Annotated in this window: 13 protein-coding genes; 4 read left to right on the top strand and 9 right to left on the bottom strand. The window is 72.4% G+C overall.

Annotation, left to right across the window (positions count from 1 at the left end; translation table 11 throughout):
• Position 1: 1 nt before the first annotated feature.
• From WBG99_RS06655 to WBG99_RS06635, 5 genes are all read right to left on the bottom strand, one after another.
• Positions 2–895, bottom strand: coding sequence for a carbohydrate ABC transporter permease (locus WBG99_RS06655; RefSeq protein WP_338895423.1), 894 nt, complete (start codon positions 893–895; stop codon positions 2–4).
• The gene (locus WBG99_RS06650; RefSeq protein WP_338895422.1) at positions 892–1,857 is read right to left on the bottom strand and encodes a sugar ABC transporter permease; all 966 of its coding nucleotides are present in this window, start codon (positions 1,855–1,857) and stop codon (positions 892–894) included. Before WBG99_RS06650 ends, WBG99_RS06655 begins: the two co-directional genes overlap by 4 nt.
• Positions 1,858–1,880: 23 nt before the next feature.
• Positions 1,881–3,140, bottom strand: coding sequence for a sugar ABC transporter substrate-binding protein (locus tag WBG99_RS06645; RefSeq protein WP_338895421.1), 1,260 nt, complete (start codon positions 3,138–3,140; stop codon positions 1,881–1,883).
• Between the two features lie 245 nt (positions 3,141–3,385).
• Entirely contained in the window at positions 3,386–4,681 is a 1,296-nt protein-coding gene (locus WBG99_RS06640) for an ROK family transcriptional regulator (protein WP_338895420.1), read from the bottom strand.
• 193 nt (positions 4,682–4,874) lie between these two features.
• A complete protein-coding gene (locus WBG99_RS06635; RefSeq protein WP_338895419.1) occupies positions 4,875–6,122 on the bottom strand; it encodes an FAD-binding protein in 1,248 nt (415 codons plus the stop codon).
• Positions 6,123–6,266: 144 nt separating this feature from the next.
• On the opposite strand from WBG99_RS06635, the gene WBG99_RS06630 reads away from it, so the two are divergent.
• The 3 genes from WBG99_RS06630 to WBG99_RS06620 all read left to right on the top strand — a co-directional run bounded on the left by WBG99_RS06630 (position 6,267) and on the right by WBG99_RS06620 (position 10,547).
• The gene (locus tag WBG99_RS06630) at positions 6,267–7,274 is read left to right on the top strand and encodes a hydroxyacid dehydrogenase (protein ID WP_338895418.1); all 1,008 of its coding nucleotides are present in this window, start codon (positions 6,267–6,269) and stop codon (positions 7,272–7,274) included.
• A 204-nt stretch (positions 7,275–7,478) separates the two neighbouring features.
• The gene (locus WBG99_RS06625) at positions 7,479–8,813 is read left to right on the top strand and encodes a radical SAM protein (protein WP_338895417.1); all 1,335 of its coding nucleotides are present in this window, start codon (positions 7,479–7,481) and stop codon (positions 8,811–8,813) included.
• Between the two features lie 228 nt (positions 8,814–9,041).
• On the top strand, positions 9,042–10,547 hold the full coding sequence (locus WBG99_RS06620) for a cellulose-binding domain-containing protein (RefSeq protein WP_338895416.1): 1,506 nt from the start codon (positions 9,042–9,044) through the stop codon (positions 10,545–10,547).
• A 463-nt stretch (positions 10,548–11,010) separates the two neighbouring features.
• On the opposite strand, the gene WBG99_RS06615 is transcribed toward WBG99_RS06620, so the two are convergent.
• Genes WBG99_RS06615 through WBG99_RS06600 form a run of 4 tightly spaced genes read right to left on the bottom strand, consistent with a single transcriptional unit; the run spans position 11,011 to position 15,579 of the window.
• Positions 11,011–11,991 (bottom strand): NAD-dependent epimerase/dehydratase family protein, encoded by a 981-nt coding sequence (locus tag WBG99_RS06615; RefSeq protein WP_338895415.1) that lies wholly within the window; start codon positions 11,989–11,991, stop codon positions 11,011–11,013.
• A complete protein-coding gene (locus tag WBG99_RS06610) occupies positions 11,988–13,589 on the bottom strand; it encodes an AMP-binding protein (protein ID WP_338895414.1) in 1,602 nt (533 codons plus the stop codon). Before WBG99_RS06610 ends, WBG99_RS06615 begins: the two co-directional genes overlap by 4 nt.
• Positions 13,586–14,530, bottom strand: a complete 945-nt coding sequence (locus WBG99_RS06605; RefSeq protein WP_338895413.1) for an alpha/beta fold hydrolase — start codon at positions 14,528–14,530, stop codon at positions 13,586–13,588. The genes WBG99_RS06610 and WBG99_RS06605 overlap by 4 nt, the downstream gene beginning before the upstream one ends.
• Complete coding sequence (locus WBG99_RS06600) at positions 14,527–15,579, bottom strand: 3-oxoacyl-[acyl-carrier-protein] synthase III C-terminal domain-containing protein (protein WP_338895412.1); 1,053 nt, start codon at positions 15,577–15,579, stop codon at positions 14,527–14,529. Before WBG99_RS06600 ends, WBG99_RS06605 begins: the two co-directional genes overlap by 4 nt.
• 128 nt (positions 15,580–15,707) lie before the next feature.
• Here WBG99_RS06600 and WBG99_RS06595 point away from each other — a divergent pair, with 128 nt between their 5' ends.
• Positions 15,708–23,135, top strand: a complete 7,428-nt coding sequence (locus tag WBG99_RS06595; RefSeq protein ID WP_338895411.1) for an SDR family NAD(P)-dependent oxidoreductase — start codon at positions 15,708–15,710, stop codon at positions 23,133–23,135.
• Positions 23,136–23,462: the final 327 nt, after the last annotated feature.

Raw genomic sequence — 23,462 nt, 5'->3', positions numbered from 1 at the left:
CCTAACCCTTGATGCCGGTCTGCGCGATGCCCTGCACCAGCCAGCGCTGCAGGAAGAGGAACACGAACACCAGGGGCAGGATGGAAATGGCCGTGGCCATGAAGATCAGGTGGTAGGTGACGCTCTGGCCGGTCATGTAGTTCGAGAGCGCGACCTGGACGGTCCACGCGCTCGGGTCCTGGCCGATGACCAGGGGCCACAGGAAGGAGTTCCACCCGCTGATGAACGTGATCGTCGCGATCGCCGCGAAGAAGTTCAGCGAGTTGGGTACGACGACCCGCCAGTACGCGCCGAGGTAACCGAGCCCGTCCACGCGCGCCGCCTCCTCCAGCTCCTTGGGGAACCCCAGGAAGTACTGCCGGAACAGGAAGCACGTGAAACCACTGAAGAGGCCCGGAATGATGAGACCCCGGTAGGTGTCGATCCAGCCGAGGGACGACACCAGCACGAAACTGGGCACGAAGGTCACGGCGGTCGGGACCATCAGGGTGCCGAGGACGGCGTAGAAGACCTTGTTGGCGTGCTTGTACGGGATGCGGGCCAGGCCGTAGCCGGCCAGCGAGCAGACCAGCAGCGTGCCCACGGTGTGCAGGACGCCGACGACCGCCGAGTTCCACAGCGAGCGCGCGAAGTCGACCGACGGGTCGTCGAACGGCTTGCTGATGTTCCCCCATTGGATCTCGGAGGGGAACCACTGCCACTCCTCGCCCGTGATCTCCGGGTCCGTCATCAGCGCGTTGCGGACGATCAGATAGAAGGGGATGAGGAAGAGCAGGGCGGCTATGCCGGTGGCGACGTAGAGACCGGTTGAGCCGATCGTGCCGCCGCTCCGGACGCGACGTGGCTTGGCCGACGCGTCCACCTGGTCCACCGGAGGTGTTGTCGTGGTGGTCACTTGGACCCCTCCGCTCTTCCGAATCCCATGATCCTGCCCTGGAGCAGGGTGACGAGGCAGATCAGCACGGTCAGGATCAGCGCGCCCGCGCTGCCCGCGCCGTAGTCCTGGCTCTCGCCGAGCGCCTTGTAGTACAGCTCCACCAGCGGTGGCCGGCCCCAGGTCGTCTTCACCAGCAGGTTGAAGAACTCGTCGAACGCCTGGTAGGCAGCCACGAGCAGCAGCAGGATCACGGCGGTGGACGTCGCCCGCAGTTGCGGCAGGGTGATGTGCCAGAAGGTCTGCCAGCCGGGCTTGGCGCCGTCGATCGCGGCGGCCTCGTACAGCTCCTGCGGGATGTTCTGCAGGGCCGCGATGAAGAGGATCATGTAGAAGCCGGCCTGGAGCCACAGGCGTACGGTCACGATGACCAGCCAATACCACGGCGGGTCGGGGCTGGCCAGCCAGGCGGTGTTGTCGATGCCGAAGAGGCCCAGGAAGGTGTTCGCCATGCCGAAGCGGACACCGTTGAAGATGGACATCTTCCAGATCAGCGAGGCGGCGACGTAACTGACCGCCGTCGGCAGGAAGAAGACCGAGCGGAAGAACGCCCGCATGAACCGCATCCGGTTCACCATCAGCGCGAGTCCGAGCGAGGCCGCCCAGGTGGTCGGCACGATGAGCGCTGCGAAGACCGTGAAGGTGACGAGGGACCTCATGAAGTTCTCGTCCGTCAGCATGTGCGCGTAGTTGTCGAACCCGACGAACGTGCTGGGCGTGACCGTGAAGCGGGCCTCGAAGAAGGAGAGCCACAGGCTCCACAGGATCGGGAGGTAGACGAAGATCAGCAGGCCGATGAGGAACGGCCCGGTGAAGAGCCAGAAGTTGAAGGTGCTGGAGCCCCGCAGCCCCCGCCGCGGCCTGGCCGGAGAGGCCTTCGCCGGGGCGGGGCTGGAGACGCCGTCCTTGGTGATGGTCGACATGTCGTGGGTACCTGTCCGTCGGTCTATCCGAAGAGCTTCTTCAGCTCGCGGTTGACCTTCGCGTCGGCCTTGGTGAGCTCCTCGTCCGGGTCGCCGCCCTTGCGGACGGAGTTGGCCATGACGTCCACCAGAGCCGTCCTGCTGGCCTGGGTCCAGCCGATGTTGTCGAAGTTGCCGTACTCGTTGAAGAGCTTGACTCCCTCAGCGGGCAGACCCGACTTCAGCTTGTCGGCGGCCTCCGCGATCGAGGTGCGCGGCGGGATGTGGAAGCCGTACGAGAGCGCCCAGTCCTCCTGGTACTCCTTCTGGTCGATCCACAGCCACTTCACGTACTCCTTGGTCGCGTCGACGTTCTTGCCCTTGGCGTTGACGAACATCGACCAGCCGCCGTTGTAGACCGAGAGCTTGCCCGCGTCGCCGACCTTCGGGAACGGGAAGATCCCGAGGTCGTCGCCGAGTGCCTCCTGCATCTGCGGCATCGCCCACATACCGCACCACTGCATCGCGGTCAGACCCTGGTTGAGGGCGGCCGGGTCCCAGAAGTCGGTCGGCGCGTCGAGCAGCAGGTCACCGCTGGTGAACAGCTTGCGCAACTGCCCCAGGCCGTCGGCGACCGCGTCGGTGTGGTATGCGATCTGGTTCTTTTCGTCGAGGTGCTGAGCGCCGGCCGACCAGATCAGCGGGTCGACGATCGCGTGGAAGGTGTTGCCGAGGTAGGCGCCCTTGACCTTGTCCGTGGTCAGCTTGGCGGCGGCCTCGATCAGCTCCTCCAGCGTCTGCGGGACCTCGACACCGGCCTTGTCGAACATCGACTTGCGGTAGAAGAAGAACTGCGGGTCGTCGATCATCCGGATGCCGTATATCTTCCCGTCGACCGTGTGCGACTGGATGTCGGCCGGGTTGAAGTCGTCCTTGACCGGGTCGATCAGGTCGGTCAGGTCCGCGACCTGACCGCTCTCGATCATCTGCAGCTGGGGGTGGAACTCGAAGCAGTCGGGCGCCTTGTCCGTGAGCAGTGTGGCGAACAGCTTGCTCTCGAAGTTGGAGCCGGTGATCCACTGCGTGGTCACCTTGGACTCCTTGTAGGCAGCGGCGTACTTCTTGATGGCCTGCTCGGTCCCGGCCTCGCCGTACGCGTGGAAGTACTGCGTGAGACCGGCGCCGCCGCCGCTGCCGCGGCCGGTGTTGCTGCCGCACGCGGCGAGTCCGCCCGCGGCGGCCAGGCCCATGGCGGCCCGCAGTACGGAGCGACGATCGAAGTTGCTGTTGCTCAATGCCGACATGCTGACGTCCTTGTCTTGAGTACGGCTGCGGCTCTGCACCCGCGCTGGCTCAGCGGCTCAGGGCCAGTTGGCTCAAAGAGGCTTGCGGTGCGGGACGTTAACCTTCGACTAAGGCTTCGGCAAGGGGTTGGGCGAAGCCTGTTCGAAGCGTTGTATTCGGTTCGAATGTCCGAACGTCCTTGCGGGGCAGAGGGCTTGGTAAGGGGAGGTGAGGGCCGCCGGGTCAGGGTCCGGCGGCCCTCGGCTCAGGGGTGTGGGTGTAGACGTTCGCGCTCTTCGGGGCGCCCTCGGTGGCGTACGACCGGCTTGCTCCCTGCCGGAACGGCGCGTTTGCCCGGCTTCTGCCCCACCGACTGGAGCGCCCCTTCGAGCGCGAACGTCGCCGCGCCCAGGCAGGCCGGGTCGGTGGGGATCAGGGAGAGGACGATCTCGGTGGCGGCCATCGGCCGCGGCAGCGCGTGGCGGGCGACGGCCTCGCGCACCTCGGTGAGCAGCGGCTCGCCGAGGGCGGCGGCGACCCAGCTGCTGAGTACGACCACCTCGGGATTGAACAGGTTCACCAGGTCGGCGATGCCGGCGCCGAGGTAGCGGGCGGTGTCCCGCACCACCCTGAGCGCCACCGGGTCCCCCCGGAGCACCCCCCGGGCGAGCGCGGCGATGGTGGCCGTCTGGTCCTCGGGGTGCAGCAGTGGGCTGCGCGGACTCAGCTCCCGGAGGTTCAGCATGATCCCCGGGGCGCCCACATAGGTCTCCACACAGCCGTGGTTGCCGCAGTGGCACAGCCGGCCGTCCAGCACGATCGTGGTGTGCCCCCACTCGCCGGCGCTGTTGCTCACCCCCCGGTGCAGCCCGCCGCCCAGCACGAGCCCGGCGCCCACCCCGGTCCCGAGGTTCACCACCACGGCGTCCCCGCGCCCGCGCGCGGCCCCGAACCACAGCTCGGCCACCGCGACGGCCCGCAGCGGATTGTCCAGGTACAGCGGGTAGGCGATGTGCTCGGTGAGCAGGTCGAGCAGCGGCACGTCGTGCCAGTCCCAGTTGGGCGCGTACTCCGAGATACCGGTGGCCCGGTCCACCTGCCCCGGCACGCTCACGCCGACGCCGAGCACCCGGGCGCCCTCGATACCGGCCTGCGCGACCACCGAGCCGACGGCGGCGGCCACATGGCCCACCATCTGCTCGGGCAGGTTCTCGCCGGCGCGGACGTCCTCCTCGGCGCGGGCCAGGACGTTCAGCCCCAGGTCGAACAGCTCCACATGGACGTACGTCTCCGCGATGTCGACGCCGATCAGCGCGCCCCCCGCCGCGTTGACGGCCACGAGTCCGCGGGGACGGCCCCCCGCGGAGTCCTCGAACCCGACCTCGGTGATCATGCCGAGGTCGAGCAGCTCGCCGACGAGCGTGGCGACCGTGGCCAGGCTCAGTCCGGTGGCCGCGGCCAGCTCCTGCCGGGAGGTGGGAGACTGGGCGATGATCTGGCGCATCACCTCGTAGCGGTTCGCGGTGCGGATGTCGCGTGAGGTGCGCTTCACCGACGACATGATCCCCTCGATCCCTCCAGGCCATGGCGAGGCGTGCAGCCCCGGCGCGGTCGCCAAGGCTATGGCGCGACCAGGCTTTCTTCAAGGGGTTAGGAAAGGGGGTTTACGAAGTCTCCCGAGGGGGCGCCACCACGTGGCTGGAGAGCGATGGCGCGGCGGGTCCCCAGGTGAGGGCCCCGCACACCGGACGCCCTCACACGCCGAGTACCTCCCGTACGAAGGCGTTGCGGAACTTGCCCGCCGGGTCCAGCGTGTCGGCCAGCGTCCGGAAATCACCCAGCCGTGGGTACGACGCGCGCAGTGCCGCCGCAGGAACCGCGAACACCTTGCCCCAGTGTGGCCGGGCGCCGAACGGCGCGAGCGCCTCCTCCACCTGCCGCACCACCGGCGCTACGGCCGCCGTGTCCGCGATCCAGGTGAAGTGCAGGGCGACCGTGTCCCGCCCGTGGGCGGGGCTGAGCCACTGCTCGTCGGCGGCCACCGTGCGGACCTCGCAGATCTGCAGCACGGGCGCCACTACGCGCCGGACCTCGTCGAGGGCGTGCAGGGCCGCCACCGCGCACGCCCGCGGCAGCAGATACTCCGACTGCAGCTCCTCCCCGCTGCTCGGCGTGAACTCCGCCCGGAAATGCGGCAGTCGCTGGTGCCAGGGACCGGGCACCCCGAACTGCTCGGTGCAGTTCACCGCCGGCATCCCCGGCACGGGGTGCGCCGCCTCGGTGGCCGGCGCGGCCCATGGGAAGTCCTGCCGTGGCCGGTCGGCGCGGTGCTTGACCCAGACCTGGTCGAAGCCGGAGCGCTGCCAGCGGGTGAAGAGACTCACGCTGTACGCCGACGCGGCCACGGCGGTGAAGTCCAGGTCCGCCAGGGAGAGTTCACCGAAGACCCGCTGGCTCACCTCGAAGGCCGGCTCCAGGTCGAGGGTGAGCGCGGTGACCACACCGAGGGCACCGAGCGAGGTGACCGCCCCGCCGAAGCGCTCGTCGCCGCGCGCGAGCGAAAGCGTCGTCCCGTCCGCCGCGACCAGCTCGACCTCGCGCACGGCCGCCGCAAGCGGCCCGTTGCCGTCGCCGGAGCCGTGCGTACCCGTGGCCACCGAGCCCGCCACGGAGATGTGCGGGAGCGAGGCCATGTTGTGCAGGGCGAGCCCATGGGCGTGCGCTGTGCGGGCCAGCTCCGCGTACCGCACACCGCCCCCGACCCGCACCGTACGGGCCGCCGTGTCCACCTCGATCGCCGGCGGCAGGCCGGTCAGGGAGAGGAGCAGACCCTCGGGGCCGGGCTCCGCGATCGCGTTGAAGGAGTGCCCGCTGCCCAGCACCCGCACCTTGTCGCTCCCCGCGACCAGGGCCCTGAGCGCCTCGACGGAGTGCGGCCGGTGCAGCTCCTTGGCGGTGTACGTGATGTTCCGGGCCCAGTTGGTCAGGGTCTCGGTGGTCATGCCCGATGTCCTCCACGATCCGCGAGCGAAGCTGTCCGGCCCATCCTCCCCGGCCCGTCCGGGTCCATTGACCCCCTCGCGAGCAGCTGCCTACCGTAGAGAACGGTTGCTGTCGCCCGCCTCTCCCAGCCGGAAGGTCCTTCCTTGCCAGAGCGTCCCCTCGCACTGTTCGCCATGACGGCCGAGAACGTTCCCCGGATCTTCCCGCCCGAGGTGCTGTCCCGCCTGCGCGAGACCCTGGAGATCGACCCCGGGCTGATCGCCGAGGACTTCACCGACCCCGGGGTCCGCGCGGTGCTGGCCGAGGCCGAGGTGCTGGTCACCGGCTGGGGCTGCCCCCGGCTCGACGAGACGGTCCTGGACGCGGCGCCCAGGCTGCGGGCGGTGCTGCACTCGGCGGGCTCGGTGAAGGGGTTCGCCGCCCCCGCCGTCTGGGAGCGCGGCATCACCGTCTCCACGGCGGCAGCCGCGAACGCCCTGCCCGTCGCCGAGTACACACTCGCCATGATCCTGCTCGCCGGCAAGGACGTCCTCGGCCGCCGCGACCGCCTCCGCGCCGAACGCGTCTCCCCCGGCTGGGGGTTCATCCCCGGCATCGGCAACCACGGCCGCCGCGTCGGCGTCATCGGTGCCTCCCGCATCGGCCGCCGGGTCATCGAACTGCTGCGCCCCTTCGACCTGATGGTGAGCCTCACCGACCCCTACGTCGACGAGGCGGGGGCCGCCGCCCTCGGCGTCCCCCTCCTGCCGCTCGACGACCTGCTGCGCACCTGCGACATCGTCACCGTCCACGCCCCGGACACCCCCGAGACACACCGGCTGATCGACCGCCGCGCTCTCGCTCTCATGCCCGACGGGGCCGTCCTCGTCAACACCGCGCGCGGCGCGCTCGTCGACCACGACGCCCTGATGGACGAACTGCGCGCCGGGCGGCTCTCCGCGATCCTCGATGTCACCGACCCCGAGCCACTGCCCCCTGACTCCCCGCTCCTCGACCTGCCGAACGCCTTCGTCACCCCGCACCTGGCCGGCTCCCAGGGCAACGAGGTGTCCCGCCTCGGCTTCGCTGTCACGCAGGAGGCGGAACGGCTCGCCGCCGGACGGCAGTTGGCTCATGCCCTCGACCGGGCGGCGCTGGAGCGCACCGCGTGACGATCGCCCTGCGGGCGAGACGCCGTCGGCGCCGGTGAGCCCGCCGCACCACCTCGTGTCCTCACAGGGTGCCCGCCGCGCCGCGGAGGACTGACACGGCCGGGGGCCCCGCTCCCACCCGCGCGGGGGCGGAGGCATACCGTGAGGAGGCGAACAACGACGACGGACGACCCCTTACGTGACGTCGGGAGCGAGGAGAACGGGATGGGCAGCCGCACCGCACTGGTGGAGGACCTGATGGAGAGGTTCCCGCACGTGCCACGGGAGGCCGTCTTCAAGGAGGACCTGCTCAGGGGCGGCGTGGCCTTCGACGCCTCCGCGCTGAGCGACAACGACAAGGGCGAGGTCAAGCCGAAGTCGTACTTCATCTTCTCCTTCGACCACGGCACCCTCCCCGAGCTCGGCGAGGCCGCCCTGCGCCGCCCGCCGGAGGAGATCATCCTCACCGGCGGCCCCTACGACCTGCGGCGCACGGTCGTGTCCGTACGGGTCAACCCGTCCTCGCCCTACCGTGTGGGGGCCGACGAGGAAGGCCTTCTCGGCCTCTACCTCGACGGCCGGCGCATCGCGGACGTCGGCGTGCCGCCCATGCCCGAGTACTACCGGCACACCCTCTCCAACGGGAAGTCCGTGATGGAGGTGGCTCCGACCATCCAGTGGGGCTACCTCATCTACCTCACCGTCTTCCGTGTCTGCCAGTACTTCGGCGCGAAGGAGGAGTGCCAGTACTGCGACATCAACCACAACTGGCGCCAGCACAAGGCGGCCGGGCGGCCGTACACGGGTGTGAAGGACGTCGACGAGGTCCTGGAGGCTCTGGAGATCATCGACCGGTACGACACGGCGAAGACGTCCACCGCGTACACGCTCACCGGCGGCGCGATCACCAAGACGGTCGCGGGCCGGGACGAGGCCGACTTCTACGGCCACTACGCCAAGGCCATCGAGGAGCGCTTCCCGGACCGCTGGATCGGCAAGGTCGTCGCCCAGGCGCTGCCGCTGGACGACGTCAGGCGTTTCCACGACTACGGCGTGAAGATCTACCACCCGAACTACGAGGTCTGGGACCGCCGTCTGTTCGAGCTGTACTGCCCGGGCAAGGAGCGCTACGTCGGCCGCGACGAGTGGCACAAGCGCATCCTGGACTCGGCGGAGGTCTTCGGCGCGCGCAATGTGATCCCCAACTTCGTGGCGGGTGTGGAGATGGCCGAGCCGTTCGGCTTCGCCACGGTCGACGAGGCGATCGCCTCCACCACCGAGGGCCTGCGGTTCTTCATGTCGCACGGCATCACGCCCCGCTTCACCACCTGGTGCCCGGAGCCCACGACCCCGCTCGGCAAGGCCAACCCGCAGGGCGCGGCGTTGGAGTACCACATCCGGCTGCTGGAGGCCTACCGGGCCACGATGGACGACTTCGGGCTGTCGTCCCCGCCCGGATACGGTCCGCCCGGACCCGGCCGCGCCGTCTTCTCCGTCAGCTCCTTCATGGACAGCCTGCCGGCCGTCGAGGAGGCTACCGAGGAGGTTCCCGCCCGGTAACTCCTGTGGCGGTTGAGACGATCGGGCCCGGCGTACGTACCACTCGACAGTGACCCCCGGACTGTGTGACCCCTGGTAACCGCATTTGAAGGCGCGGCTTGTCAGTTGTGTTGGAAGCGTGAAAAGCTCTGGGGCAGCCGCAAGGTGGCCCCATCAACTCCCCTGATTCAGAGGGGATTTGACCGCTTTTGCGCACTTCCCCCTCGCTTTGTTGGATGCAGGAGACCCATGCCCGACCTGCCGAAACCCCAGGACGCCGCCGAGGCCGCGCTGTTCTCGGAGTGCTGGGACGCGGTCCTTTCGTACGCCGACCTGTGTACGTCCGGCTCGGCCGCGGCGGCCCAACTGGCCACCGAGGCCTTCACCAACGGCATGCACGAGTCGCGCGCCCTGGAACTCGACGCGGGGGCCGAGCGCGGCGCCGGACGGCGCGCCTTACGGCTGCCCCGAATACCGTTCCTCCTGACGTGGGTCAGAACCAGTGCCGCGTCCTGGGAGGCGGACGGGAAGGGCCACCGCCTCGACCCCGACCTGCGCCTCTGGCTCAACTCCGACAAGGCCGCGCGCTATGTCGGCCCGCCACTGCACCGCCCCCTCGCCCTGCGCGCACTGCGGGACATGCAGGAACCCGACGCGGCTCTGCTCTGGCTGATCGAGGTCGAGTCGCTGCCCCTGACCTCGGTGGCCCGTCGGCTCGGCCACGACCCGGCGGTCGTCAGGGCCGAACTCGACCAGGTGCGGGCGCTGTTCCGGGACCGCTGTCACCGCAACCAGCTCGACACGCCCCTGCACACCGACTGCCGCAGCTACGCACGGCTGCTGGACGCGGTCACCCGCTCACCCGGCACCGACACCCCCGACGACCTGTCGCGGCACCTCGCCACCTGCGTGGAGTGCGCCGAGGCCGCGGCCTGTCTCGGCCTGCACGGCGGCGGCCTGCCCGCAGCGCTCGCCGGCGGCGTGATCGGCTGGGGCGGACACGCCTACCTGGAGCGCCGCCGCCGCGCGGCCGACGCGGGACTTCTCCCCGGGCGCGCGGACTCCACCGGCACCGACCGGGGATTCTCGCCGGGCAGGGAGCCGAGGCCCCGGCTGGGCCGCAACGGCCTGCTCGCCGGCGCCGGCCTCGTCTCCGTACTGGCGTTCGTCGTCTCCCTGATGCCCTTCGGTGACGACGAGACCGTCGCCGACGGCGCGTCCACGGGCGAGTCGTCGGTGGTGCGGCAGGCCCCGCGCTTCCCGGTGGCACAGCCCCCGGTCGGCGGATCGTCCGAGTTGCAGAGCACCTCCCGGCCCGAGGAGCCCGGCTCCGACGACGACAAGGGCGGCGGCAACAGCAACGAGGAGCCCCAGGGCGACTCCTCGACGCCCGCCCGCGCCTCCCACGAGCCGGTCGATCACGGCAAGTCGTCCGCCACCTGCCACGTCCGCTACGAGATCGTCAACGAATGGCCCGGCGGCTTCCAGGCCGCCGTCACCGTCACCTCCACGAAGGCACTCGACGGCTGGCGCATCGGCTGGACCTACGCGCACGACCAGCGCGTGACCCAGATGTGGGACGGCACCTTCGACCAGGACGGGGCCGAGATCACCGCCTCCGCCGCCGACTACAACAAGACCGTCCCCGAGGGCGGCACCTTCGGGGTCGGCCTCCTCGGCACCTGGCAGGGCTACGACAACCCCGTCCCCGAGGAGTTCACGCTCAACGGGCGCGACTGCGACCACGAGGACTGAGCACGGGCCGACCGCGGACCACAGCGGTCGAGCGGGGGCAGCGCGCCCCCGCCGGGGTGAGACCACCACGTACGGCGGCCGTTCCGGCCGCCGTGGCGAACAACGAGTGAGACAGCAGGTGTCGACCGACGGCCCCGCGTTCCCGCTCGGCCTGCTCCTGACGGCGGGCTCCGGCCGGCCGACGCCGCACGGCTCTGTCCGGCCTTCATCGACACGGTCCTCAGCCTCGCCGCCACGGAAGCGGCGTTCCCCGCCCTCCCACGACAGCAGCGCGAGGCCGACCACCGGGCATGGCGGAACGTCTACCAGGACCTGGATCCGGCGGCACCCGGCCCTCACCGCAGTGCGCCCCGAGCTCCCCGGAAACGGCGGATAAGCTCTTTCGAACAGGCGGTGGAGCTGCTGCTGGAGGCTTTGGCGGCCCGAGCCCACACGACGGCGTTCCGACCGCTGAGGCCCCTCGTCAACGCGCGGCCGACAGCGCGGTGATGCCTTCGTCGAAGGTGATCGGTGGCTTGAACAGCAGGTCACGGCGGGCGGCTTCGATGTTGAACCAGTGGGGCCGCACCAGCTCGGCGACGAGGAAGCGGCTGAGCGTGTGGGTGCGGGTGAGGCCGGTCAGTCGTAGGACCGTCTCGCAGGTCGTCGCGGCGGCGTGGGCCAGCGGGCGCGGGATGGCGCACCACGTGGCCCGCAGGCCCGCCGCGTGCAGGAAGCGGGCGGTGATCTCGCGCAGGGGGCGGGGGTCGTCCTGGGTGATGAAGTAGGCGCGGCCCCCGATGGGCCGGCCCTCCCGGAGTCGGTCCAGGGCCAGCAGGTGGGCGTGGGCGGCGGTGTGCAGGTGGGTGGTGTCGACGAGGTTCGTGCCGTCGCCGGGCATCACCATCCGGTCCGCGCGCACGGCGCGTACCAGGGCCGGGGCGAAGTGCGGGTCGCCGGGGCCCCAGATGACGTGGGGGCGCAGGGAGACGGTGGCCAGGCCGGGGCTGTCGGCGGCCATGACGAGGGCTTCCGCGCGGGCCTTGGTGCGGGGGTAGGCGGCCAGGTGCCGGCGGGGGTAGGGGCAGCGCTCGTCGGCGTTCTCCAGGCCGCCGGGCCGGAAGACGACACTCGCGGTGGAGGTGTGGACGAGGGTGCCGACCCCGTGGGCACGGCACTGGTCGATGACGTTGCGGGTGCCGAGGACGTTGGTTCTCCAGTACGGCGTGAGCGGGCCGCTGACGCCGGCGAGGGCGGCGTTGTGGATGACGGCGTCGCAGCCGGCGAGCGCACGGGAGACGGCGGCCGGATCGGCGAGGTCCCCCAGGTGCTGCCGGACGCCGAGGTTCTCCAGGGCGAGGCTCGGCCGGCGGCCGAGGGAGGAGACGGTGGTGCCGCGTGCGACGAGCCGGCGGCAGATCTCCTGCCCGAGGAACCCGCTCCCGCCCGTCACCAGGACCCTCAACGCGGGCCTCCTGTCACGTACTTGGCGGCGTGGGCGGCGAGCCGGGCACGGTCGGTCTTGGAGTTGTGGCGGATGTCGGTCGGCAACCGCGGGTGGAACAGCACGGTGTCGATGCGGCGGCCGTGCCGGTGGCCGCCGAGGGCGGCGCGCAGCGCGTCCAGGACCGCGTCCCGGCGTGCGCCGCGCTCGGGCTCGACACAGAGCACCGCCCGCTGCCGTCCGGCGGGGCCGACGCCGACCAGGGCCGTGCGGCGGACGCCCCGGGCGGTGTCGGCCGCGGCCTCGACGTCCTCGGTGGTGAGGGTGAAGCCTTCGCCGGTGACGAGGTGGGCCTGGCGGCCGAGGTACCAGAGGCGGCCTTCGTCGTCGAGGCGTCCCAGGTCGCCGGTGCGGTGCCACAGTGTGCCGTCGGTGACCGTCTTGGCCGCGGCCGTGGCGTCGGGGCGGGCGTGGTAGGCCGGGCTGACCACGGGTCCCGCGACGGCGATCTCCCCCAGGCCGGTGTCGTCCGCGTCCAGGACGCGTGCCCCGACGCCGGTCAGGGGCCGGCCCAGGCAGGTGCCCGAGTGGCCCGGGGGCGGCTGGACGCGCAGCGAGCGCAGTTCGTCGGCGTCGATGGCGGCGGCGGGCAGGCACTCGGTGGCGCCGTAGACACTGAGGATCTCCGCCTCGGCCGGCAGCGCCTTGGCCAGGGCCTCGGCGAGCCGCGGGCGCAGCGGCGCGCCGAAGGACAGCACGCGGCGGACCGAGGGCAGCGTCAGGCCGTGGCGGGAGCAGTGGCCCGCGATCAGGCCGAGGACCGCCGGTGAGCCGAGGACGATGTTCGCCCGGTGGCGCAGGAGAGGGCCGACGAGGTGGCCGGGCGGTGTGCGGGCCGGGGCCAGGTGGTCCACCTGCGGGGCGACGGTCGTGAGGCCGAGCAGCGGGCCCAGTGCGGCGAACGGCAGGAAGCAGGAGAGCAGGACGTCGCCGGCGCGGGGGTGGAGCACGGCGTCCAGGGTGGTGAGCTGTCCGGCCAGGGTGGTGTAGCGGTACTCCACGCCCTTGGGCTGCCCGGTGGAGCCGGAGGTGAAGGCGATCATCGCCAGGTCCTCGGGCCGCCATTCCGGGACGCGCGGCGCCGGGCCCCTGCCGTCCGGAACCGCCAACGGCAGGCTTCGCCCCAGGAGTTGGTGCCGGCCGGGGAAGGCGCGGCCGGTCACCAGGGCCGCACGGACATGGCCGCGACCCCAGCCCAGCGCCCGGCGCGCCACATGGGCCAGCGGCTCCCCGACGAAGACGCCGGGGGCGATCTCGTCCAGGCAGCGACGCACCTCCGCGCGCGGCTCGATCAGCACGGGGACGGCACCGAGCGACGTCAGCGCGTAGACGGCCGCGACGAGTTGGTAGGCGTCCCGCGTCATCACCACGGCCTTGTCGCCGCGCCGCACTCCGGCGGCACGGAGGTCGTCGGCGGTGCGGCGGCAGCCGTCCAGCAGCTGTGCCGCCGTCACGTCCCGTGCGGACACGGCGCCGGTGCAGCGTACGAGTACGGTGGCCGGGGCGTGCTCGGTCAGCCCGGCCAGGCGGGTGAAGATGCCGTCGGGTGCGGCGGTCATCGCTGCCCTCGCAGGAAGTCGCGGATGTGGGCGCCGAGTTCGTCCCCGGCGTCATCCATCACCAGGTGGCCGGCGCGCGGATAGCGGTGGACGACGGCGTGCGGGTGGCGGCGGGTCCACTCGGCGAGGATCAGCGGCGTGAAGACCGGATCCCGCATGCCCCAGCCGATGAGCATCGGCAGCCGTCCGAGGCAGTCGTCCCCGTCAGGCGGTGTGAGCAGGCGCCAGGCCTCGTCGGCGGGGTTCCGGGGGATGGCCCGGACGAACTCCGTGATCGTCCGGCGGTTGCCCCGGCGGGCATGGGGCAGCAGGTAGGCGCGCCGCTCGGCGGAGCTGAGCCGGTGGGTGACGCCGAGGCGGACGGTGGCCCGGGCGAAGGCGTTGGTGGCGTGGACGGTGGCGGCCACCGGCCGGTGGTCCCTGATCCAGCGCAGGTAGAACGGCAGCCGGTAGCCGTCGGGCCAGGGGAAGGCGATGGTGTTGAGGACCACCAGACGGGAGACGACGCCGGGGTTGCGCAGGAGCCAGGCGACGCCGAGCGGGCCGCCCCAGTCGTGCACGGCGAACGTCCAACCGCTCGGCGGTACCCCCTCGTTGCGGACCAGGTGGTGGTAGAGGGCGTCCAGGTGGTCCAGTTGGTGCAGGTAGCGGGCCCTCGGGTCGGACGGCGGTTCCACGGGCTGGGACAGACCGAGGCCGGGCAGGTCCGGGGCCAGGCAGCGTGCGTGCGGGGCCAGTGTGGGGAGCAGCTTGCGCCAGGCGTAGCTCCAGGTCGGGTTCCCGTGCAGGAACAGCAGCGGTTCGCCCGAGCCGACGTCGAGATAGTGCTGGCCGGTAGCCGGCACGAGCCGCCAGTGCTCGCGAGCGGGGTAGCCGGGCAGGAGCTGTTGGAGGACGGAAGCGCGGGTGGCGGCGGGTGTGCGCCGGTTCGAGGCGGTCACCAGCGGACCAGCGCCAGGCCGAAGCTCATGCCGCTGGCCAGGCCGAGCATCGCCACGGTGTCGCCCGGCTCGATGCGGTCGGCCTCCTGTGCCTTGACCAGTTGCAGGGGCAGGGAGGCCGCGGCGCAGTTGCCGTGCTCGGCCACGGCGGGCATGCACCGGTCGGCGGGCAGGGGGAGCATGTCGACCATCTCCTGGTAGTGGGCCATGCCGATCTGGTGGAAGGCGATGAAGGCGCTGGAGCGGACCGCGTCCAACTCCCGTTCCGCTGCCCGCTGGAGGAACGGCAGGCCCTCGACCGCGGTCGTACGCAGCAGGTCGCCGTTCAGCCGGATGGTCAGGTGCTCGTCGTCGAACGCCCGCGGGTGCATGGAGCCGCCACCGCTCACGGTGCAGGCGTTCCAGGCGGTGGAGTCCGCGGCGAACCGCAGCGTGAGTACTCCGGGGTCGCAGTCCCCGGCGGGCCCGGCGGTGAGCAGCATGGCGGCGCCGGCGTCGGAGACGGTGTAGCCGGGCATGGCCCGCAGCAGGGCCTCCTGGTCGGGAACGTGCCAGCGCGTGACCATGGATCCCACCTCGCCGCAGGCGATGAGCACCGTGCGGTACCGGCGGGTCGCGATGAACGCGCCGGCCACCTCCATCGCGTTGAGGACGCTGTTGCAGGCGTTCGTCACGTCGAACACCGGGCAGGTGGCGCCGAGTTTGACGGCCACGAGGTGCGAGGTCGACGGTTCGATCATGTCCTGGCTGGTGGCGGCGAACAGCAGCAGGTCCACCTCACCGATGGTCACGCCCGCGTCCGCGAGAGCCTTGCGGGCGGCCGAGGCCGCGAGATCCGAGGCGCACTCCCCCTCCTCGCTGGTGTGCACGCCGCGCACGCCGGTGATGTCCTCGAGCAGGCCGGGCGGCGGTACGTAGGGACTTCCGGCGGCGGCGATCTGGGCCCGGATCTCCTCCATGGTCCGGTAGCGGGACGGCAGGTGGACGGCGGTTGCTGTCAAGCGGGCACGCGGGGCTTCGAGCACCGCGTCACCGTAGCGGCCGGTCACGCACCGTGGACCCCAGTTCACCCGTTTGTGGGGCAAAGGCCACTCCGATGGGTGAAAGGGACCTTGGCCGCCGGGCCGTCTGGGCAGTGTCCTTCCACTCGAACCGGACAAGCAGGGGGGCAGGTTCAATGGCTGAGGGACGGGACGACCGGTCAGTGGCGGTGGTGGGCGTGGGCTGCCGGCTGCCGGGCGGGATCACCGACCTGGACGGGTTGTGGGCAGCCCTGCGGGAGGGGCGTGACCTCGTCGGGGAGATGCCGCCGGACCGGTTTCCCAAGGAACGGTTCGTCGATCCGGGAGCGGTTCGCCCGGGCCGCAGCTACACCGCCGCCGGGGGCTTCCTCGACGACATCGCGTCCTTCGACGCCGCGTACTTCGGTATCTCGCCCAAGGAAGCGGCCCACCTCGATCCGCAGCAGCGGCTGCTGCTGGAGATGGCGGCCGAGGCGCTGGACGACGCCGCCGTCCCGGCCGAGGCGCTCGCCGGGTCCGACACCTGCGTGTACGTGGGGGTCTCCGACCCGGCCTACGGCACCGTCCTGACGTTGATGGAGGACCACACCAGCCCGCACACCATGCCCGGCGCCACCCTGTCCATCGCGGCGAACCGCCTGTCGTACGCCTTCGACCTGCGCGGCCCCAGCATGGCCATCGACACGGCCTGCTCCTCGTCCCTGGTGGCACTGGACCGCGCCTGCCGCACCCTGCGGGAGGGCACCAGCCGCGTGGCGCTGGCGGGCGGGGTCAACGTGCTCGCGAACCCGTATTCGTACGCCGGTTTCTCCTACGCGGGCATGCTGTCGCGGCGCGGGCGGTGCGCGACCTTCTCCGCCGACGCCGACGGCTTCGTGCGGGCCGAGGGCGGCGCGGTGCTGGTGCTGAAGCGGCTGGTGGACGCGGTGGCCGACGGCGACCGGATCCACGCAGTCCTCGCCGGCACCGGCAGCAACTCCGACGGCCGTACGACCGGCATGACGCTGCCCAGTTCACAGGCCCAGGAGGCGCTGCTGCACGCGGTGTGCCAGGAGGCCGGGATCGGGCCGGACGACCTGGTCTACTTCGAGGCGCACGGCACCGGCACACCGGTCGGCGACCCCGCCGAGGCCCGGGCCGTCGGCCGGGCCATCGGGGCGCGGCGCGGCACGGGCCCCCTGCCCGTCGGCTCCGTGAAGTCCAACCTGGGCCACCTGGAGCCCGCGGCGGGCATGGCCGGCCTGCTGAAGGCGATCCTGGTGCTCCGCCACCGGATGGCGCCCGCGTCCCTGCACGCCCTGCCGCTCAACCCCGCCATCGACTTCGGCGCGCTCGGTCTGGCACCCACCGTGACTCCTGTGGAGTTGCCCCGCTCGGAACGGGCCGCGGTCGGGGTGAACTCCTTCGGCTTCGGCGGCGCCAACGCCCACGCCATCGTCGTACCGCCACCTGCGATGCCGGCCGGACCGGAGCACACGGACAGGCCGCTGCCGGTGGTGGTCTCCGCGCGGTCGCCCAAGGCGCTCCAGCAGTTGAGCGCGCGGATGGCCGAGCGGCTGCGCGAAGCGGCACCGGAGGAGTTCTACGACCTGGCCCGCACCAGTACGCTGCGGCGCGGCGCCCACCCGCACCGCGCCGCCGTGCTGGCCGCCGGTCCGCGGCAGGCGGCGGACCGGTTGGAGGGCCTGTTCACCGACGCGCCGCCGCACGGGGCCGTGACCCGCAAGGCCGGGCGGGGCGCCGTGGCGTTCGTCTACTCCGGCAACGCCTCCCAGTGGCCCGGAATGGCCGCCGACCTGATGGCGAGTGAGGCCGTCCTCCGCGCCGCCGTCGAGGAGGCGGACGCCGCGCTGGCCCCGCATCTGGGCTGGTCCGTGGCCAAGGAGCTGGAGCGTCCCACCGCGGCACGCTGGGCGCGTACGGAGATCGCCCAGCCGGTGCTGTTCGCCGTCCAGGTGGGCCTCACCGCCCTGCTGGCCTCCCAGGGGCTGAGCCCGCGTGCGGTCGCCGGGCACAGCGTCGGAGAGGTGGCCGCCGCGTACACGGCCGGAGCGCTGACCCTGGAGCAGGCGGCGCTGGTGCTCGCCCACCGCAGCCGCACCCAGGCCGCCACGGCGGGTCGTGGACGCATGGCCGCCGTCGGCCTGGCCGAGGACGCCGCACGCGAGGAACTGGCCCGCTTCGGCGGGGCGTTGGAGATCGCCGGAATCAACAGCGACCGGGACGTCACGGCGGCCGGCGACCCCGACGCGCTGGCCGCGCTCGGTGCCGAACTGACCGCCCGCGACGTCTTCTTCCGCGAGCTGGATCTGGACTACGCCTTCCACAGCCGCGCCATGGACCCCATCAAGGAGCCCCTGTCCGCCGCCCTCGCCGGTCTGGCGCCCGTCGAGGCACGGGTGCCGTTCGTCTCCACCGTCACGGCTGCCCCGCTGACCGGACGGGAACTGGACGCGGCGTACTGGTGGCGCAACGTGCGCGAGCCGGTCCGTTTCGCCGAGGCCATGGGGCACCTCGCGGAGGAGGGCATCGGCATCGTCGTGGAGATCGGCCCGCACCCGGTCCTGCGCCCCTACCTGCGCCGTACCGGCCTGTCGTACGTGCCGACGCTGCGCCGGGACGGGGACGGGCCGCGCGAGGCCACGGCCGCTGTCGCCGCCCTGCTCGCGGCCGGTGCCGAGGTGGACTGGCAGGCGCACTTCCCGCACCCCGGCCGGGTCGCGGACCTGCCCGGCTACCCCTGGCAGCGTGACCGGCACTGGCACGGCACCGCACACGATCTCGTCGTGCGCACCAGCGGCACCGGAGTGCTGGACCACCCCCTGCTCGGCGAACGCCTGCCCGCACCCCACCCTCTGTGGCACGGCACCGTCGAGCCGCAGCTCGTGCCCTGGCTGGGCGACCACCGGATCGGCGGCAGCGTCCTGATGCCCGCCGCCGCGTACGCGGACATGGCCCTGACGGCCGGGCAGCGGGCGCTGGGCCGCCCGGTGGAGGTGCGGCATCTGGACCTGTCCCGCCCGTTCTCGATCGAGTGGCCGGACCCGGCCGGAGCCGCGCTGCAGACCGCGGTGGTCCCGTCGGACGGCACGCTGACCATCAGCACACGCGACACGCGGGGCGCCGAGATCCAGCCGGTCGTCCGCGCCCAGGTGCGCACCCGGCTGAGCAGCGCTCCCGCTCCACTGGACATCGGCGCGGTCAAGGCCCGCTGCTCCCGCACCCTCACCGGCCCGGACTACTACGAGCACTGCCACCGCCTCGGGGTGCAGCTCGGTCCGGCGTTCCAGGTCCTGCGGAGCCTGGACCTCGGCGAGGGCGAACTGCTCGCGTGGTACGGGCTCGAGCACCCGGCCGACGCCCACACGGTCCACCCCGTGCTGCTGGACGCTCCCTTGCAGGCCACCGTCGCCCTGGCCGACCAGCCGACCCGGGAAGCCGCCGGCTACCTGCCCTCGGCCTTCGGGACGGTACGCGCGTGGCGCACCCCGGCGTCGGAGGGCGTCGTCCACCTGCGGCGCCGCAGTCGCAGCGCCAACGAGATCTGCTGGGACATCACGTACGCGGACCTCGACGGCACCGTCACCGTCGAGATCGAGAAGTGCCGCACCCGACGCGTCCGTCTCACCGACCACGCCCCGCTGACCGTCCAGCGCACCGTCCTGCGCGCGGCCCCGCACCCCACGATGCCCGCCCCGCCGTCCCCGCTGCCCGCACCGGCCGAGGTGGCGGACGCCGCCCGGGCGCGCATCACCGCCGCCCGCTCCGAACTGGACGACAGCGGTCACGCACGGTTCACGGTTGCCGCCGAACGGGCCGGCGCGCACTGCTGGGCCGCCGCCCTGCGCGGCCTGCTGCCCCACCCGGACGAGCCCTTCACCATGCCCGACCTGGTCGGTCAGGGCCTCGCGCCGCGGCACCGCAGGCTGGTGCGTCTGATGCTGCCCATGCTGGCCGAACAGCGACTGGCCGAGGCCGACGGGGAGGCCTGGCGGCTGCTCGACGTCACCGCAAGCCCCGAGGCGGCTCTGCGGACTCTGCTGGAGGACCATCCCCGCTTCGGCCCGGCAGCGGTACTGATGAACAGCCGGCTACGGCAGCTGCCCGAGGTGCTGCGCGGCTCCGTCGACCCGCGCGACCTGCTGCCCGTCGGCGAGAGCTTCCTCGAACAGTGGCAGGAGACCGCGCCCGCTCACCGCTTCACCCACCGGGTGGTGCAGGCGCTGCTCGACCGGATCGTCCGCGCCTGGCCCGCCGACCGCCCGCTGCGCGTCCTCGAAGTGGGCGCGACCACCACGGCCCTGACCGCCGCCGCGCTCCCGCTGCTCCCGCCCGACCGCACCCACTACACCTGCACGGCCCCCTCCAACGCCTCCTTCGTCCACGCCCGGCACCGCTTCGCCGCCTGCCACTTCGTCGACCACCGCACCCTCGACCTGGACGCCGACCCCGCCGTCCAGGGCTTCCCGCCGGGCGGCTTCGACCTGGTCCTCGCCGGTGACGCCCTGCACGCCACGGCCGACCTGGCCGCCGCGCTGGGACACGTACGCTCGCTCCTCGTCCCGGGCGGCCACCTGCTGGCCACCGAGCGGCACAACGATCGGCTCGACGCCCTGCTGCTGGGCGGCCTGGAGTCCCTGTGGAAACGCAGTGACCGGGCCCTGCGTCCCACCACACGGCTGTTGCCCCGCGACGAGTGGACGCCACTGCTGGAGCGGTGCGGCTTCACCAGCCCCTGGCAGACGGGGCCCGACGACCACTCGGTTCTGGTCGCCGCCGCGCCCGGGGAAGCGGCGGACACGCCCGCCCTTCCCCCGCCACCGCCGGACGCGGTCTGGCTCGTCGCCACGGAGACCGACGCCGAGACCCCGACCGCCCGGGAGCTGGCCGCACTGCTGGGCCCGGCGACGGTCCTGCCCGCCGCCACCGACGTCGAGGCATGGACGGCGGCACTGACCGCCGAGGCCGCGCCGCACATCGTCCTGCTCCTGGCCGAGCCCGACCCGCAGCAGCCCGTGGCCCGGACCACGCACCGCGCGGCCGTCCTGCGCACTCTCGCCGCCGCCTGCCGGACTCCGCCCGAGGACCGGGGCCCACAGGTGTGGCTGGTGACACGCCCCACCGGCCTGTTCCCCGCCCCGGAACGCCCCACGCACCCCGAGGACGCGGCCGTCTGGGGCGCCGCTCGCACCCTGGCCAACGAACAGCCCGGCCTGGGACTGCGGCGCGTCTCCCTCGACCGCACGGCGGACCCGGCCGCCGACGCCCGCCGCCTGGCCGCCGAGCTGCTCACCGCGGGCCGCACCGCGGACGAGAACGCGGGCGCCGTCGAGGACGAGGTCGTCCTCACACCGGCCGGCCGCTTCACTCCCCTGCACGTCGAGCACCCGGCCGACGAGCCACCCGCCGTCCCCGCCGGCGTGCCCTTCATCCTCGACGCCCGCGACCCCGGCCCCGCCCGGCGCCTGGTCTGGCGGGAGACACCTCTCCCGCAGCCCGGTCCCGGTGAAGTCGCCGTCGAGATGCGCGCGGTGGCGCTGAACTACCGCGACCCCATGCGCGCCAACGGCCTGTTGCCGCCCGAAGCCGTGGAGGACAGCCCCCTCAGCCGCGGACTGGGCACGGACGGTGCCGGCATCGTCCGCGCCGTCGGACCCGGAGTGCGTGACCTCGCGATCGGTGACCGGGTCTGCGGCCTCATTCCCGCGGCCCTCGCCTCCCACGGTGTCGCCCACGACGACGGCCTGATCAAGATCCCCGACGGCATGAGCTACGCCGAGGCGGCGACCTTCCCCGTCGCCTTCCTGACGGTCCACCACGCCTTGGTCGACCAGGCGCGCGTGGCTTCCGGCGAGACGGTGCTCGTGCACGGCGGCGCCGGCGCGGTGGGCCTGGCCGCCCTGCAGTGCGCTCACGCACGGGGCGCCCGCGTCATCGCCACCGCCGGAAGCGAGACCAAACGGAACCTGCTGCGCAGCCTCGGCGCCTGGCACGTGCTCGACTCACGCAGCCTGGACTTCGTACCGCGGGTCCGCGAACTCACCGAAGGCCGGGGCGTCGACGTCGTCGTCAACTCCCTCAGCGGCGAGGCGATCGCGCACGGACTGGACCTGCTGCGCCCCAACGGCCGCTTCATCGAACTGGGCAAACGCGACATCTTTCTCAACAACCCGCTGTCGCTGCGTCCCTTCGACCGCAGCCTGACGTTCATCGGCTTCAACCTCGACCACGTGGTGCTGGACCGGGGCCGCGGCTCCCGCCTGCTCGACGATGTCGTGTCACTCATCGAGCGAGGTGTGTACCGGCCGCTGCCGCACACCGTCTACCCGGCCGCCCGGGTGGAGGAGGCCTTCCAGGTCCTGCAGCACTCCCGGCACATCGGCAAGGTCGTCGTCTCGCTCGGCGAAGCCGACGCCCACGACCGGGTCGATGCCAGCGGCCGAAGCGAAGCCGACGAGAACCCGCTGGACGAACCCGTCACCGTCCAGCCCGCACCCCACGCCCGCGCACTGGACGCCGACGGCACCTACCTGGTGACCGGCGGACTGAGCGGCTTCGGCGCCGCCACCACATGGTGGCTGGCCGACCAAGGGGCCCGGCACCTGGCGCTGGTCTCCCGCCGCGGCCAGGCCACTCCCGAGGCGCCGGCCCTCCTGGAGGACCTGGCCCGGCGCGGCGTACACGCCACCGCCTACGCGGCCGACGTCACCGACGGGGCGGCGCTGCGCCGGGTCATCGACGCGATCGACGCCACCGGGCACCGGCTGCGCGGCGTCGTACACGCCGCGATGCACCTCGACGACGCGCCCCTGGCCGAACTCACCGACGACCGGTTCACCGCCGTCCTCGCCCCCAAGGCCGACGGCGCGGCCCGACTGCACCGCCTCACCGCGGACCATGACCTGGACCTGTTCCTCACCTACTCCTCGATCGCCACCGCCGTCGGCAACGTCGGCCAGGCCCCCTACGCGGCCGGCAACGCCTACCTGGAGGCGCAGGCGCGCGCCCGCCACGCCCAGGGACGCCCGGCCACCGCGCTCGCCTTCGGCCCGATCGGCGAGACCGGCTACGTCGCCCGCCACGCCATCGGCGATGCCATGGCCGAACGGGGCTTCCAGCCCCTCACCGTCGCCGAGGCCCTCGCCACCGCGGGCGGCCTGCTCCAGCCGGGCACCGACGTGGCGGGCATCGGCCGCTACCGCTGGGGCCGCGCCCGCCGCCTGTTGCCCGCCCTGACCGCCGCCCGTTTCGCCGGACTTGTGCCGGCCGACTCCGCCCCCAGCCCGGAAGGCCGGGCGGAGCTGCGGCGCGAACTGGCCGCCATGACACCCGACGACGCCCGGGCCGCGATCACCCAGACCCTGACCCGGCTGCTCGCCGCCGTTCTGCACAGCGATCCCGAGGAGCTGGACCCAGCGCGGCCCGTGACCGACTTCGGCCTCGACTCGCTGCTGAGCACCGAGTTCATGGTGCGCGCCGGCGAACACTTCGACGTCCGCCTGGCGACCGCCGAGCTGATGAACAGCGACCGCACCCTGACCCACTTCGCGCAGCTGGTGCACACCAGGCTGGATCTCACGTAGGAGCGGCGCCCAAGGGCACGGGCGAAGGCCGTCTCCTCAGGGGTGAGGAGACGGCCTTCGCCCGTGCCCTTGGGCGCCGTTCGGAACACCTCGACCGTCCAGGGGTGTCGTCCAGGCCCCGAGGACGCGACCATGTCCGGGTCGTGGGGAGGTGCCTTTGACCGGCACAGTGCACAGGTTCCCGGCGATCGGTGCCGCGCCTGCCTCGCACCGTCGCCGAATGGGTCGCCGTAATTCGATGGCGTCGCGGCCCGGGTACCTCTAGGGTCGGTTCTGTTGAGGCGGCAACCCGGAGTTGCCGCGGGTGACTTGGTCTGGTTGGGGAGG

The organism is Streptomyces sp. TG1A-60 (assembly GCF_037201975.1).
Taxonomy (GTDB): domain Bacteria; phylum Actinomycetota; class Actinomycetes; order Streptomycetales; family Streptomycetaceae; genus Streptomyces.
This window is presented reverse-complemented; position numbering and strand designations above follow the sequence as displayed.